Below are 14,295 nucleotides of genomic sequence, written 5' to 3'. Positions count from 1 at the left end.
TTAAAACAAGGTATTCCAAGAATAGAGATTATCCTCCAAGCGGATTTTTTCCGCGTCCAGGAGATCACGGATGATCTCTATTCTTTTCTTTTCTGTACCTATCGTCAGACTCGCCACCAAATCGTGAATATTTTTAGCTCCAGCAAGTAAACTGCTTTTGATTTCTGCTTTTATTTTTGCCCGCTGCTTTTCCTGATGATTGCGGATCAAACATAAATCGCATACTTCACAGAATCCCGCATTTTTCTCTCCAAAATATAACAACAGCGACTGACTGCGGCAATTGCTCTGTTCAATATAAGCGATCATGCCATTGACTTCCTCTTCCTTCACCTGATGGCGATCGCGAATAAAAATATGATCGATATGCAGGTGTTTGTAATCGACTCGGTTCTGCAAAAAGGTCAATTGTGGCGCATCTGTAGAAGGCAGATAGCTCGCTATTTCCAGTGTCTCCAACGACTTCAACAGCTCGACAACACGAGCATAAGGCAGACCTAACTTACGTGCAAATTCATATTCATTGATGAGGATATAGTTTTCAAATACACCACCATAGCTGCGCAAAATAGCCTTAATAAGCTTATCATATTTGACATACTGCACCTGAACTTTATACAATTCGGCGCTATCAATTTCAAACTTAAAGCGTGAAGGTATTGTGACAGCTTCTGACAAAACCAACCAAGTGTCCCGCTCCAGAAACTTCAGCGCATTCATAACAGGAACCAACGGCAGCTGATATTTTTTTGCAAATGCAACAACATCAAAATCTACAGTCACTCCTTCTCCAGAACCATAGGGAATCTGAAAATGATTACAAAGGTAATGATAGGTCTGTTGAATAAATGGAATATCAGGAAAGCTCGCTTGCAAATTATCGACAAGTTTCCGCTCATCTGCCTTTTGATAAAGAATAACGGGATAGGCCTTCTTGCCATCTCTTCCTGCCCTACCGGCTTCTTGATAATAGGCCTCCAGCGAATCAGGCAAATCGAGATGAATGACAAACCGTACATCGGGTTTATCAATTCCCATCCCAAATGCATTTGTGGCTACAATAACGCGAACAACATTTGTCATCCACCCTTGCTGTTTCTGATCGCGTTCCTGCCCCGTGAGCCCGGCATGGTAATAATCTGCCGAAATGCCATTATTGACCAAAATACGGGCTATCTCCTGCGTTTCCCGCCGGTTTCTGACATAGACAATACCGGATCCACCCAACTTGTGTATGATGCGGACTATACGTCCCATCTTATCCTCTTCCTCAATGGCCATATAAGCCAAATTGTCGCGGAGAAAGCTTTTGACAAATACGTTTTCTTTCGGAAAATTCAGTTTTTGTTGTATATCGCTAATGACACGCTCAGTTGCAGTCGCTGTAAGGGCCAGAAAAGGAACCTTGGGGTGCAGTTCCCGTAACTTAGCGAGTTCTAAATAGGGTGGTCTGAAATCATACCCCCACTGAGAAATACAATGTGCTTCGTCTATCGCAAAAAGATTTACATTCATAAATCGTATGCGCTCCCTCACGATATCATTGTACAATCTTTCAGGAGAAAGATAGAGAAATTTTATTTGACCATAGACGCAATTGTCCAATGTTATATCCACCTCCCTCTTCCGCATTCCAGCATAAATCGCGACCGCTTGAATTCCATTTTTTCTCAAATGCTCAACCTGATCTTTCATCAATGCTATGAGCGGTGTAACGACAATACAAATCCCTTCCCGCATCAAGGCAGGTACTTGAAAACAAATCGACTTTCCGCCACCAGTCGGCAATAAAGCCAGTGTATCTTTACCTGAAATGACCGATTGAATAATTTCTTCCTGCAGGGGTCTAAATGAATCGAATCCCCAGTATTGCCTTAAGATTGATATACTATCTTGCGTCATAAGTTCTCCTTATCCCAAACATACGCAAAATTATCTTTCATGAGATAATTCTGTATCCCCAAACTATCCAACATACGTTTTGTATGCTTGGATTTCTCCATTGAATTGGATCCATCCAGTATAACAAGTTTTGGTCTAATTTGCTTCAATAAACGCGGTAAACCATTTAGTAAATTTTTTCTGACAATGACAAGGTCGGCATGCGTCATTGTTCCCCCTGCATGCGATAAAATGGCAATTCTACCTAAAGGTAGCGTAACAAGGTAGTTTTTCCGCTCCCGACCATTCAAAGCTACAAACTGAACTTTTTCCCGCGTCAATAATTGGATTTCTCTTCCACATGCATATTGCAAGCCTGGAGATTGCACAGAATCAAATGTGCTGTAAACGATACCGCGCCCATCGTTGAAATACCCGATCGTCAACTCATGTTTCGTATTATAGACCCGAAACCGTTCTACATCTTTATTTTCTAAATATTCTTGCGCAGTGATCAATAGTATTCCAATTGCACAGCATCCCCCTAGCCAAACGTATTTTTTATCTTTCCATTGAAAAGCATATAAAAAAGAAAATAGTGCAAAATAGGTCAAGAATAGCAGCTCCAGTCCCATAGGTGCAACTTTTATTGTTGAGAAAGCCAAATGTTCGATAAATTTCAAACAGGATAAGATGAAAGCAATGAGGTGTTCCAATAGGAAACCCAATAAATCGTTAAGCACCTGTATTGGGTTGATTGTCATGATAAAACCAAGATACATCACTAAGGTTGAAGGCAAATCGACTAATACATTGGCTATCAGAAAATACGTCGGAAATTGCCCAAAATAATAAAGGCTCAGTGGTGTAGTCAATAGCTGCGCAGCAATAGAAACAGCCAAAACATCTCTCAAAAGCCGTGATATCGGTCTTTTGACCGGAAGGAATTCTTCGACAAGCGGCGAACATATCGTCATACCCAAAACGGCTAGAAAGGACAGCTGAAACCCCACATCGACGACAGCTCGTGGAACCACAAGCAGAATCAATAATGCGGCAATAATAAGCGAATTCAGTGTTGAAAAGCTTCGTTTAAAATGCTGTGCACATAGCACAAAGCTAATCATAATAGCCGCCCGTGTAATGGGTGGATCAAGACCGGCAATAAAAGCATATATCCAGATCATACTCCATAACAAAATTAGTGGCAGCCATCTAAGATAGGAAGGCCAGGCAATGCGCTTGAAAATAAGGGATAAAAAACCGAATAAAACAGCAACATGCATTCCCGATACACTTAACACATGTATTGTTCCCGTATTGGTAAAAGCCTGGATGCTTTCGGCACTGATATCGCTCCGGGAGCCATATAATAAGGCTGACGCTATAGCAAAGTGTTCCTCCCTTTTGATATGAGGACGAAGCTTGACCAAAAAAAACCGCCTTATTTGTAAGGCAAGCCCAGTCAAGGAAAAAGCCATTGTTTCTCTCCTACTGATCAGCTTATACCGACCAAAGACTGCGAAAGCTTCATGATAGATATGCCGCCTTTTCAAATATTCCTTATAATCAAATTCCATTGGATTGAATGGCGGAGCTATTTCCTTTACTTGACCTTTTAACCACAATAGATCACCAAACTGCAATGGGTTCTTCTGACTGGATTTTAAAGATAACATTAGTCTACCTGTAGTTTCAACAAATTCACCTTTTTGGTAAGCCCCTATTACTTCTGCCGAACAACGAATAAAATCCCCCTTCACCTTGGGCTCTTCAATAATTTTGACAACGTAGCTATCCGTCATGATATGGGAGAAATGACTGGTTGTGACCAAAGGGTCCTCACGCCAAAATTGAAAAATCCCAAATAATACAACAGACACATAATACCCGCAGGTGTAACCATATTGACGAATTCTTCCCTTTAATAAATAACAACAACACGTTATCAAAACCAGCACAACTAATAGCTGTTGAACCCATTGGAAAATATGGAGCGACATAGGCAATCGAGGTGCCAGAAGAAGCGTCACAAGATATGGGACAGCAAGCTTAAGCGTAGGAAGTCGCTCCAACCTTTGCTGAAAACTCAACTCTTTCATAACTGCCACCGCAACTGTACCTTAATCTCTGACTTTCTATTCCCCTCAATTTGGTCCAATCCAGTCCCGATATTCTCCCGCCCCGGATAATAATAGACCGCATATTTGGCCCATACCTGAAGATGGCGATTTAACCGATACTGCAGGTTGAAATACATTCTCCATCCCTTTGTATTGTACATTCCAAAACCCGAGGCGTATAACACATCCTGCTCATAGGCATAAATCCGATTATCATAACTTGCCGCATCGAAAAAGGCAACGCGCATATTCGACTGGAATTTTCCAGCGCTAGACTTCCAGAACACATCTTGATAAAGCATATAACCAAAACTATTCTCCTGATACTCTTTTTGGAATAGATTGGCTTCAACACGGGAGCGAATCGTCCATATTGAACTTAGACGGTAATGAAATTCTACCCTGAACTGCTGTTTGCTGGTATTCACAAGCCCATGCTCGGTTTGTCCCGCTCCCTGGTAATTAACTTGTTTCAATCGGTTGCGATAGCGCAATGAAAGTTGGCCTCTTTTGTACCACATATAACTCAGCTGGCTAAAAAAATCAGCGCCTGTAGATAGCGTATCAGCCTGATACTTGGCTCCCGGAAAACGAAATATATCCGCATAATTGGACCAGAGCAATTTTCTACCCAATTGATACGTTAATCCCAAATAAGCCCCCTGCTCGTTGGAGCTGTTATCCGATTCACCAAATCCCTGTCCATAAAAAGTATGAAAATTTTGCTTATAGTCCCGAAGCAATATAACTGATGATAAACGTGGATGTAAACTTATGATAGATCCTACTAACAGTGCTGAACCGCCATCTATGCTGTTTGCGTACTCACCAAATAAATAAGCATTCCGAATCGTATAGTTTGCATATAGACTTATATTGCGCAAAAAATCACCCTCAAAGTCCGCTTTTTGTCGTATACCGTTGCCTTTTGTTTTAAAGACATTCAACTGTGTCTGATTGAATTGAACACCCATTTTGAACCGTTTATAGCGCCACAATAGATTCAATCCATAGGCTAGCTGCGATGCTGCGTGACGGTATTGCTGTTCGGTTGCAGTCCGATGCAGGCCTGAGCTTGCGATCGTTGAAATCGTAGGCGGAGAAGTTGCACGATTAACTTTTCCATCAATGGAATGGTAGGAGAAATAAGGTGTAATTTCAATGTGCCTAATTTGTAATGTCCCGGCAATGCCACGCATAAAATTAGCCTCATTTAATGACGTATATGACTTTACGCCCATCCCTTGTCTGGCAGTATGCTGTACCAATCCCCCTTTTCCAAAATTCAAACCATTCCACATACTGAGTCCCTGGCCAAATTGCAAAACATAGTCACCGATCACGATATTTCTGAAACGGCCTAAAGACTTTATCGATATACTTAGGCTATAGAAATCAAATCCCATTTTTTGTCTGTCTCTAAAAAATGGCTCCCCCGCATCTTTCTCCATATTAACCGCGAGATGAAACCCATCGTTTAACTGGGCTCTATACCGAAAAGCATAGCGATTGGCATCGCCAAGATAATGGGATTTCGTCGAATCGACTATACGGTAGCCCTTTGCTTTTTCGAGTATCCGGGCGTACCGTATTAAAAATTCCTGTTTAAAATTTCTCGATTTCAAGGTTTCAACGGGAGATTCCGGACCTACCCTTACGAAAGGTAACAGCAAACTGATTATTCGTTCATTAAACCCTTCAATGGCCTGTAATTCGAGTAGGTCTATAAAATCTCCTGAAATGGCCCTATGGTCCAGTAGGTGTTCGATTAATAAAGGATCCAAAAACTGTAATTCAGTGAGTTCTCTGCCATCAGTTTTGTTTAGATCGATCGGGTGTTTGAGATAATGATACCACTTTTCAGTGAATTCACTCAGATCAGCATCCTCAGGAAGCTCTTCCGATAAGCTTTCAAATAAGTCTTGGAGATCGATTTTTTCATTTGTTTGCGCCGTACAGGTTAGTCCAATAAAACAACCTATAAAGAGCAAAATCTTGCTACAATATTTCATAATAGGTTTTAATTAATATTGGCTAAATGCTAGGCGATGAACCTTTTATCCCGGCAGAAAAACGGTTCACTAGTATGAAATTAGGAAATATAAAAGAATAAAAAAAGCCTGATGAAAAATTTCATCAGGCTTTTTTATTCTTTTACGATCAAATCAATTATATATCAATTTTAGCATAGCGTGCATTTTTCTCAATAAATTCACGACGTGGAGCAACTTCGTCCCCCATCAACATCGAGAAGATACGGTCACATTCCGCCGCATTTTCAATTGTCACCTGTCTTAAAGTACGCGTTTCAGGATTCATGGTTGTATCCCATAACTGTTCAGCATTCATCTCTCCAAGACCTTTATACCGTTGTACGTGTACACTATCCTCTTTACCACTTCCTTTCAAACGTTGAATCGCATTGATACGTTGATCTTCATTCCAAGCGTACTCATGCTCTTTCCCTTTTTTCACCAAGTATAGCGGCGGTGTAGCGATATATACATATCCTCTTTCGATCAATTCCTTCATGTATCTGAAATAGAACGTGAGGATCAATGTTGTAATGTGGGACCCATCCACATCGGCATCGGTCATGATGATGATGCGGTGATAACGTAATTTTTCAAGATTCAGTGCCTTAGCATCTTCGGCAGTACCTACACTCACCCCCAAAGCTGTAAACATATTTTTGATCTCCTCATTTTCGTAGATCTTATGTTCCATTGCTTTTTCTACGTTCAGGATCTTACCACGTAAAGGCATGATCGCCTGATGCTTTCTATCACGACCAGACTTGGCAGTACCACCCGCAGAATCCCCCTCGACAAAATAGATCTCACATTTCGTAGGATCGTTGTCTTGACAGTCGGCTAATTTACCCGGAAGTCCAGAGCCCCCCATAACGGTTTTACGTTGAACCAAATCACGGGCTTTACGTGCAGCAGCACGTGCTTGAGCTGCAATAACAACCTTTTGAACAATAGATTTTGCCTCACGTGGATTCTCTTCCAGATAAACACCTAAGATCTCACCAACAGCAACATCTACAGCCCCCATCACCTCGGAGTTACCTAATTTTGTTTTGGTTTGCCCTTCAAATTGAGGTTCTGCAACCTTTACTGAAATTACAGCTGTCAATCCCTCGCGGAAGTCATCACCGGTAATTTCCACCTTTAAATTTTTAAGCAAACCTGACTTGTCCGCATATGCTTTCAAGGTACGTGTCAAACCACGACGGAAACCTGCAACGTGAGAACCGCCTTCAATCGTATTGATGTTATTCACATAAGAATGGACATTCTCTGAATACGTATCGTTATATTGTAAAGCCAGTTCAACAGGGATACCTTGTTTCACACCTTCAACATAAATTGGCTCAGGAATCAACGACTGACGGTTACCATCCAAAAATTTCACAAACTCTTTCAGACCGCCCTCTGAATAGAATGTTTCTTTCTTTTCAGAACCGTCTTCATTAGTCTCACGCTCATCATTCAACGTCAAGCTCACACCTTTATTTAAAAATGCAAGCTCACGAAGACGGTTGGCCAATGTATCGTAATTATAAACAGTAGTCTGCGTGAAAATTGTCGCATCCGGGTGGAACGTTACAATCGTACCCGTCTTATCCGAAACACCAACTTCTTTCACATCATACAAGGGTTTACCAATTTGGTACTCCTGCTGGAAAATCTTTCCATCGCGATGAACCTCTGCCTTCAAAAGGGTAGAGAGCGCATTCACACAGGAAACCCCTACACCATGCAGACCACCAGAAACCTTGTATGTATCTTTATCAAATTTACCTCCGGCGTGCAATACTGTCATTACAAGCTCTAGGGCTGATTTATTCTCTTTTTTGTTGATCCCTGTAGGAATACCCCGCCCGTTATCCCGGACAGAAATCGAGTTATCTTTATGGATAGTAACAAAGATATCTGTACAATATCCTGCTACAGCTTCATCGATTGAATTATCAACAACCTCGTATACCAAATGGTGCAATCCTTTCACACCGGTGTCACCAATATACATGGATGGACGCTTACGAACCGCTTCTAAACCCTCTAATACCTGAATATTATCGGCCGAATAGGTGGATGCATTCTTATTTTCTTCGCTCATTGAAAACCTCTTAAATGTAATATTCAAAAATACGAAATTTTGGCCGATTTATCAAGTCCGTGAACAAGTATTGAACCTATATTCCGAATTATAATACACAGGATAATTTTACTTTTTTATTACTAAAAACTAGAATTTCGATTTTTTTATGTTAGGTTTGTTTTCAGTAATAATTTGCAAATAACAAAAAAATGAACACTATATTTTCAATTGTATCGAAAGTTTCCTTTGGCCTTTTATTGGTTGGAACTATTGCATCATGTAACCAAGGTGCAAAAACAGCAAACGAACCTGCAAAAAATGATTCCAATACGGTAAGCAAGGAGAGCCAGGGAAGTAACAAAGATAAAATCGTCTATTTAAACTCGGATTCACTTTCTGAAAAATATCAATATTTTAAGGACATTAAATCAAAGCTTGAAAACAAAGTAAAGAAAGCACAAACGGATCTGCAATCTAAAAGCACTGCATTCCAACGAGAAGTTGCCGAATATCAAAAAAATGCAGCGACAATGTCTGCACCTGATAGACAAGCTACTGAACAAAAACTAGCACGTAAACAAGATGAGCTTGCACGTTTAGACCAAACAGCTTCTTCCTCTATTGCAAAAGACGAATCTGAAGAGTTCAACAATGTTTATAATAAAATTACCGAATTCCTGAAAAAACATGCTGCAGAAAATGGCTACAAACTGGTATTGACCTATTCGAAAACCAATCCGACAGTATTGTATGCTGATCCATCGTTGGAAATCACGAATGAAGTAATCAAACAGTTAAACGAAGAATATAAATCTTCAAACAAATAGAAGATCATAATAATTTAGGAAAGCCATCAACTGAGTTGATGGCTTTTTTTATTTTCTTTCTTATCTTGTCCTTACTAAAATTAGATTTATGGTCAGAACGATTGTTGAAAAGGAAATCGCAAACTACGAATGGATAGATATAGCTGAGCCAACCTCAGAAGACTTCACCTTCATCAAAGAGCGCTTCAATTTGAATGAAGCCTCGATCAAGGATTCCAAAGAACCAGAACATCTACCGAAAATTGAAGAATTTGAGAATTATACCTTTGTTATTCTCCGTGTCATGTCGGACAATTTCAAAGAAAATTCAGACAGTATCGGAGAAGTCACCGACCGCCTGACCATCTTCTACGGAAGCGATTTTGTGATTACTGTCCACAAACGTCGCATCGAATTTTTAGAAAAACTCAAGAACATTGAATTTACGTCCATCAAGACAAAAAACAGCCGTAAACTGGCTGTATTTATCACGACTGCGGCTGTATTCACCTTTAGTCAAACTTTAGAGCAACTTTCAACACGCATCGATGCATACGAAGAATTGATATTCCTCAAACGCATGAAACAACAGCCCATACTGAAAAACCTCTATTTTATCAAAAGGCAGATTGATGTTGCACGAAAGGTCATCTTTCTCTACAGAGAGGTCGTTGAGCATTTTCATTCCTCGTCCAAAAAAGATGTGTACACCCGCGATTTAAAAGATCTCCAGGTCCGGACATCAACCTTGTACGAAAACTTATCGGAAAATGTAGCACAACTACTGAATGTGTATTTCAATATCTCGTCTAATCACACCAATGAGATTATGCGCATCCTAACGATTTTTTCCGTATTTTTTATGCCAATCACTTTTGTGGCAGGAATTTATGGAATGAATTTCAAAAATATGCCCGAATTAGAATGGTACTATGGATATCCAGTGGCCATCGGGATCATGGTCGCCATATCCCTTGCGATTTATTTGTGGTTCAAAAGAAAAGGTTGGCTATAATAGGCCAACCTTTTTCTTTGCAGGGGTAATCACAAAATCTTTAAGATAGAATGGCTCGAAATAAGCAACATCCTCAAACTCTTTCCGCTGAAATTTATCAAAGGCCAACGGCGATAGAAAAGCCGCCGAAACTTTAAATCCGCTCAGCACATCCACGCGATCTGTTGCACTGAACAAATCCTGGAATTTATCGGCTCCCGAACCAAATAAATGGACACGATGGTAGTTCAGCAATAATTCATTGAAATAATCAACATCGATGATTTCCGCAGATGTCGCTCTCTCCAACGTAGCATCATGATTATAAACTGCTGAATACACTTCCATACGACGGGCATCGAGCATAGGAAGGTAAGCTTCATCTTTTTTTAAACCAAATTGCCCCTTATACCCTAAAAACAACGCTTCTAACGTGTTAATAGCAATCAAAGGTATATCTAACGCATAACAGAGACCTTTGGCCGTAGACACACCGATCCGCAAGCCTGTATACGAACCTGGTCCCATACTCACCGCGACAGCATTTAAATCCTGCATCTTTCGGCTTGTCTGTTTAAGAATTTCCTCAATCAAAATCGTCAATTTAGCCGCATGCGCATTTGGTTCATCGAGATCGATAACTTGTAGCGTTTGACCATTTTCACTCAAGGCAACCGAACATACAGCGGTTGATGTATCAATTTGTAAAATTAAATTATTCATCATCGTTATAGAAATCAAGGTAGAGGATCATGCCCATGGCCACCCCAGGGGTTGCAACGCGCAATTCGTTTCAAAGCCATCCAGCCACCTTTAAAAGGACCATATTTGAGAATAGCTTCCTTACCGTACTGAGAGCAGGTAGGTGTATATCTACAATTGGCGCCTAAAAATGGTGAGATAAAAACTTGGTAGAAACGAATAATAGCCAAGAAAATAAAACTAAATAAGGGTTTAATCCCCTTTTTCCAAATAAGCTTCAGCACATTCATCCTGCAATTTTTTCAGCATTTTATTCATTGCAGTGCTAAACACATCATACGCTAAGATCTGCTTGCCTACATATTGAATAGCTAAATACAAAGTTACATTATGTTTCAACAAAAATGGAATCAAATCATTCGATTTTTGTAAACGGTAACTCTCACGCATCATTCGCTTAATCGAATTGCGATCAACTGCTCTTTTGAACCTACGTTTGGATACGGAAATGATAGACTGACTGGAGGGAATATCGTCAGTCAAGTTGTTTTTCTCGAAGATAAAAACAACCCTAAATGGATACAAAACAAAAGAAGAACCGCTTTTAAAAAGCGCATCAATACGCCTTTTCGCACATAACCGTTCTTCTTTTGTAAATGTATTTTTCATACGATGACTTGATCTTATTAGAAAATGCTCTTATAAGCGGCCACCGATCCTTGTCAAAGATTAACCTTTGTGACGGTATTCGTCAGACACTGTAAGACGTTTTCTACCTTTAGCTCTACGTGAAGCTAATACTCTTCTACCGTTTGCAGAGCTCATACGCTCTCTAAAACCGTGTTTGTTTCTTCTTTTTCTTTGCGATGGCTGAAATGTTCTTTTCATGACGCTATTATGCTAATTTGTTCTTACTTCAATTAATACAAAACTCCCCAAGAGGAATGCAAAAGTAAAGTTTATTTTAGACAAAAACAAACAATATTACGAACATTTAAAGTTAATATGAAGCAGACAAGCTAATTTATTCAGCCACAGCTTTAAAAATCAATTTTTCTCTTGCCACAAAATAAAAAACAGCACCGTTTGCCGCTGCTGTTTTTTACAGATGAGGTATATATTTTATACTATTTATTTTTTAGAATATCTCTGATCTCAGTCAACAGGGTTTCTTCTTTTGTCGGTGCTGCAGGTGCAGCAGGCGCTGCCTCTTCTTTACGTTTTAATGAATTCAAAGCTTTGATAACACAGAAAATACAGAACGCTACAATTAAAAACTGAATAACTACATTAATAAAGTTTCCATAATTAATAGATACTTCAGCTTGCTTAGTAGCTTCATCTGCGGCTTTTAAAATCAATTTTTTGGATGAAAAATCAACACCGCCTGTTAAATAACCAATGGGCGGCATGATAATATCGTCAACCAATGAAGTGACAATTTTACCAAAGGCTCCACCGATAACAACACCGACAGCCAGATCGACCACGCTGCCGCGCATTGCAAACTCTTTAAACTCTTTTAAAAATCCCATATTTAAATTTTTTAGTCCATAAATTATGACAAAACTAGTAATTGTCACATAAATCTAATTAAAATATGCCAATTTTTTATCGTTAAACTCATATTGTGCTATATTTTCTAGCCTATGTCCTATTTATATAAAAAGATACGCAACTCGCCCCGCCCCAATTTTTATTAACTTAATTTCTTATATTTGCGCGTTAACTAGTAAAATATCAAGATATATTGTATATTGTTAGTACTTTATTTCATACGGTAATTAAAGCCCAGCATCAGATAGCATATCTATGAAAAAGATTCTTATAGCAGACGACCACGGTATTGTACGGTTAGGAGCCTCCGTTATTATTAAAGAAACTCTTCAAAAGGCAGAAATATTCCAAGCTGAAACCTTTGACGAGGTTCTTGAAAAAATAAAGGTAGAGGATTTCGACCTGTTATTGTTGGACATTAATATGCCGGGAGGAAATAATATACGTGTCGTTGAGGAGATCCTTCAAATCCGACCAAGCATCAAAATTTTGATTTTCTCCTCTTATGACGAATCACTATATGCTCTGCGCTATATCGAAGCTGGAGCGGTAGGCTACCTCAACAAAACAACAGCAATGGCTGAACTTTCCAATGCTATTCTGGCTATTCAGGATAGAGGGAAGTATATGTCGAGCACTGTCCAGGATCTATACATCCAGAAATTGACACAGAGCAAGTCTGAATTGACGAAACTAAATCCGTTGGCACGTTTGTCAAATAGAGAGGTGGACGTTGCTAAACAATTGATAAAGGGACTGGGGATTATTGAAGTATCTAGCTTGTTGGAGTTAAGCCCTTCAACAGTGAGCACGTATAAAAGCAGAATCTTTGAAAAACTCAATGTTTCTAATATTCCTGAACTTATTGAACTTTTCAGAATACACTCCAACAATTAGTCATTTTGTTGGAGTGTATTTCGTATTCTAGCTTAACTCATCCATCGTAACAACTGGAACATCTTTTACGTTCAGGTCTTTTAAAGGTTGAGATTTCTTATAAGAATACCCCACCTCTGCTTCTAAATCCCATAACATCGGTGCTAAAAAGTTGAGGCAGGTCGTAAATCCTTGAACCGTTGCAGAAAAATCACCTGTATCTTTCGAATTCTTCGCTTCATTTTCGATCTCAAAAGGCCCACTAAAGCCGCGTTCTTGTAATAAGTCAACGAAACCGCGCCAATCCATACTGTCGGATCCGCCAAAGCCAGGCAGCATTGCTTCGTAGTGATGTCTATCCCAGTCATGCCCCGGAATACTCACATTGGCCTTTTTAGCCAATTCAGCGTCAACATGTTGCATTGGATACATTCCCCCCCAATCAATACGTGCAGCAGTCTGTAAATTACGTGTAGTCTTCACATGTATACGCTGTAAACGGCTGATATCTGTATTACGAATGACCTCAATTGGATTTGTATTTTGCCAAACATCATGTGAAGGGTCATAGATCTCGCCATGCGCTTTACTCGGAATCATCGCATACATTAATTTACGAGCGGCCAGCACGGCGGGAAGATTGTTATAGGTAGAGCTATAACGTGAGGAGCGCCATCCTTCCATTGGGCAGTTTTCATAAAGTATGGTTACGCCTAAACTTTCTGCATAATTAACAATTGGGGCAAATACGCGTTTGTATTCTTCGAGATTTTTTTGAAATCCATCAATTTGATTGCCCAATTCGTGGTTATAGCCTACAAATGTCCCTACCTTGACGTTATTTTCATCGCCACCAAGCAAATGTGCAATACGGATCAATTTTAGTAAATGATTTTGGTTCTTCACGCGTTGTTCAGGGTCGCCTCCAATCATATTTTCAAAAGCACCAAGCGAAAGTTTTAAATCAACCTGATTGAATAACTCAATAATTTCCCTTGCTTTTGCAGGCGTAAAATCGTCATAGTCTAAATGCGTTGCAGTATGATCTTCACGGGTACCGTCTTTTCTAAACACACAAAGGTCTATCCCCCCAGCGCCGATCCTTTTGGTCGTCTGGATCAACTCCGGTAAGGATAATTTATCAAATGCAGAACTCATTACCCATACAGGGTTATTTAATTTTGTCGTCATAGCTTGTATAATTGTCTTATTTCGGTATTTAAAGATACTAAAAAAGCCATCCGAT

General features: G+C 39.7%; 13 protein-coding genes. 3 read left to right on the top strand and 10 right to left on the bottom strand.

What is annotated here, in order from left to right:
- The 4 genes from ACLCDV_RS05340 to gyrB form a co-directional block, all read right to left on the bottom strand.
- Entirely contained in the window at positions 1 to 1,902 is a 1,902-nt protein-coding gene (locus tag ACLCDV_RS05340; RefSeq protein WP_411973070.1) for an ATP-dependent DNA helicase RecQ, read from the bottom strand.
- Positions 1,899 to 3,983, bottom strand: coding sequence for a ComEC/Rec2 family competence protein (locus ACLCDV_RS05335; protein ID WP_411973931.1), 2,085 nt, complete (start codon positions 3,981 to 3,983; stop codon positions 1,899 to 1,901). The genes ACLCDV_RS05340 and ACLCDV_RS05335 overlap by 4 nt, the downstream gene beginning before the upstream one ends.
- Positions 3,980 to 6,016: a hypothetical protein gene (locus ACLCDV_RS05330; protein WP_411973069.1), complete on the bottom strand. Its 2,037-nt coding sequence runs from the start codon at positions 6,014 to 6,016 to the stop codon at positions 3,980 to 3,982. Before ACLCDV_RS05330 ends, ACLCDV_RS05335 begins: the two co-directional genes overlap by 4 nt.
- 157 nt (positions 6,017 to 6,173) lie before the next feature.
- The gene (gyrB, locus tag ACLCDV_RS05325; protein WP_046673982.1) at positions 6,174 to 8,132 is read right to left on the bottom strand and encodes a DNA topoisomerase (ATP-hydrolyzing) subunit B; all 1,959 of its coding nucleotides are present in this window, start codon (positions 8,130 to 8,132) and stop codon (positions 6,174 to 6,176) included.
- Between the two features lie 191 nt (positions 8,133 to 8,323).
- Here gyrB and ACLCDV_RS05320 point away from each other — a divergent pair, with 191 nt between their 5' ends.
- Together ACLCDV_RS05320 and ACLCDV_RS05315 are read left to right on the top strand one after the other, a co-directional pair.
- On the top strand, positions 8,324 to 8,941 hold the full coding sequence (locus ACLCDV_RS05320; protein ID WP_046673981.1) for an OmpH family outer membrane protein: 618 nt from the start codon (positions 8,324 to 8,326) through the stop codon (positions 8,939 to 8,941).
- 88 nt (positions 8,942 to 9,029) lie between these two features.
- Complete coding sequence (locus ACLCDV_RS05315; protein WP_333576651.1) at positions 9,030 to 9,935, top strand: CorA family divalent cation transporter; 906 nt, start codon at positions 9,030 to 9,032, stop codon at positions 9,933 to 9,935.
- Here ACLCDV_RS05315 and tsaB read toward each other — a convergent pair.
- The 5 genes from tsaB to mscL all read right to left on the bottom strand — a co-directional run bounded on the left by tsaB (position 9,930) and on the right by mscL (position 12,151).
- Positions 9,930 to 10,640: a tRNA (adenosine(37)-N6)-threonylcarbamoyltransferase complex dimerization subunit type 1 TsaB gene (gene tsaB, locus ACLCDV_RS05310; protein ID WP_411973068.1), complete on the bottom strand. Its 711-nt coding sequence runs from the start codon at positions 10,638 to 10,640 to the stop codon at positions 9,930 to 9,932. The two genes, ACLCDV_RS05315 and tsaB, sit on opposite strands and share 6 nt — an antisense overlap.
- 11 nt (positions 10,641 to 10,651) lie before the next feature.
- On the bottom strand, positions 10,652 to 10,906 hold the full coding sequence (gene yidD, locus ACLCDV_RS05305; protein ID WP_333576654.1) for a membrane protein insertion efficiency factor YidD: 255 nt from the start codon (positions 10,904 to 10,906) through the stop codon (positions 10,652 to 10,654).
- Positions 10,869 to 11,285, bottom strand: a complete 417-nt coding sequence (locus ACLCDV_RS05300; protein ID WP_333576656.1) for a ribonuclease P protein component — start codon at positions 11,283 to 11,285, stop codon at positions 10,869 to 10,871. The genes yidD and ACLCDV_RS05300 overlap by 38 nt, the downstream gene beginning before the upstream one ends.
- 60 nt (positions 11,286 to 11,345) lie before the next feature.
- Positions 11,346 to 11,504: a 50S ribosomal protein L34 gene (rpmH, locus tag ACLCDV_RS05295; RefSeq protein ID WP_075991291.1), complete on the bottom strand. Its 159-nt coding sequence runs from the start codon at positions 11,502 to 11,504 to the stop codon at positions 11,346 to 11,348.
- A 239-nt stretch (positions 11,505 to 11,743) separates the two neighbouring features.
- A complete protein-coding gene (gene mscL / locus ACLCDV_RS05290; RefSeq protein WP_046673978.1) occupies positions 11,744 to 12,151 on the bottom strand; it encodes a large-conductance mechanosensitive channel protein MscL in 408 nt (135 codons plus the stop codon).
- A 277-nt stretch (positions 12,152 to 12,428) separates the two neighbouring features.
- On the opposite strand from mscL, the gene ACLCDV_RS05285 reads away from it, so the two are divergent.
- Positions 12,429 to 13,070: a response regulator transcription factor gene (locus tag ACLCDV_RS05285; protein ID WP_309366537.1), complete on the top strand. Its 642-nt coding sequence runs from the start codon at positions 12,429 to 12,431 to the stop codon at positions 13,068 to 13,070.
- A gap of 27 nt (positions 13,071 to 13,097) precedes the next feature.
- On the opposite strand, the gene ACLCDV_RS05280 is transcribed toward ACLCDV_RS05285, so the two are convergent.
- Positions 13,098 to 14,240: a sugar phosphate isomerase/epimerase gene (locus ACLCDV_RS05280; protein ID WP_317668197.1), complete on the bottom strand. Its 1,143-nt coding sequence runs from the start codon at positions 14,238 to 14,240 to the stop codon at positions 13,098 to 13,100.
- Positions 14,241 to 14,295: the final 55 nt, after the last annotated feature.

It is taken from the genome of Sphingobacterium sp. Lzh-3 (genome assembly GCF_046764375.1).
GTDB lineage: Bacteria > Bacteroidota > Bacteroidia > Sphingobacteriales > Sphingobacteriaceae > Sphingobacterium.
Note: the sequence above shows the minus strand (reverse complement) of the source record. Positions and strands in the feature narration are given on the sequence as shown.

Coding starts and splice junctions, on each gene's coding strand:
- ACLCDV_RS05340 (WP_411973070.1), bottom strand. CDS start 1,902: ATGACGCAAGATAGTATATCAATCTTAAGGCAATACTGGGGATTCGAT.
- ACLCDV_RS05335 (WP_411973931.1), bottom strand. CDS start 3,983: ATGAAAGAGTTGAGTTTTCAGCAAAGGTTGGAGCGACTTCCTACGCTT.
- ACLCDV_RS05330 (WP_411973069.1), bottom strand. CDS start 6,016: ATGAAATATTGTAGCAAGATTTTGCTCTTTATAGGTTGTTTTATTGGA.
- gyrB (WP_046673982.1), bottom strand. CDS start 8,132: ATGAGCGAAGAAAATAAGAATGCATCCACCTATTCGGCCGATAATATT.
- ACLCDV_RS05320 (WP_046673981.1), top strand. CDS start 8,324: ATGAACACTATATTTTCAATTGTATCGAAAGTTTCCTTTGGCCTTTTA.
- ACLCDV_RS05315 (WP_333576651.1), top strand. CDS start 9,030: ATGGTCAGAACGATTGTTGAAAAGGAAATCGCAAACTACGAATGGATA.
- tsaB (WP_411973068.1), bottom strand. CDS start 10,640: ATGATGAATAATTTAATTTTACAAATTGATACATCAACCGCTGTATGT.
- yidD (WP_333576654.1), bottom strand. CDS start 10,906: ATGAATGTGCTGAAGCTTATTTGGAAAAAGGGGATTAAACCCTTATTT.
- ACLCDV_RS05300 (WP_333576656.1), bottom strand. CDS start 11,285: ATGAAAAATACATTTACAAAAGAAGAACGGTTATGTGCGAAAAGGCGT.
- rpmH (WP_075991291.1), bottom strand. CDS start 11,504: ATGAAAAGAACATTTCAGCCATCGCAAAGAAAAAGAAGAAACAAACAC.
- mscL (WP_046673978.1), bottom strand. CDS start 12,151: ATGGGATTTTTAAAAGAGTTTAAAGAGTTTGCAATGCGCGGCAGCGTG.
- ACLCDV_RS05285 (WP_309366537.1), top strand. CDS start 12,429: ATGAAAAAGATTCTTATAGCAGACGACCACGGTATTGTACGGTTAGGA.
- ACLCDV_RS05280 (WP_317668197.1), bottom strand. CDS start 14,240: ATGACGACAAAATTAAATAACCCTGTATGGGTAATGAGTTCTGCATTT.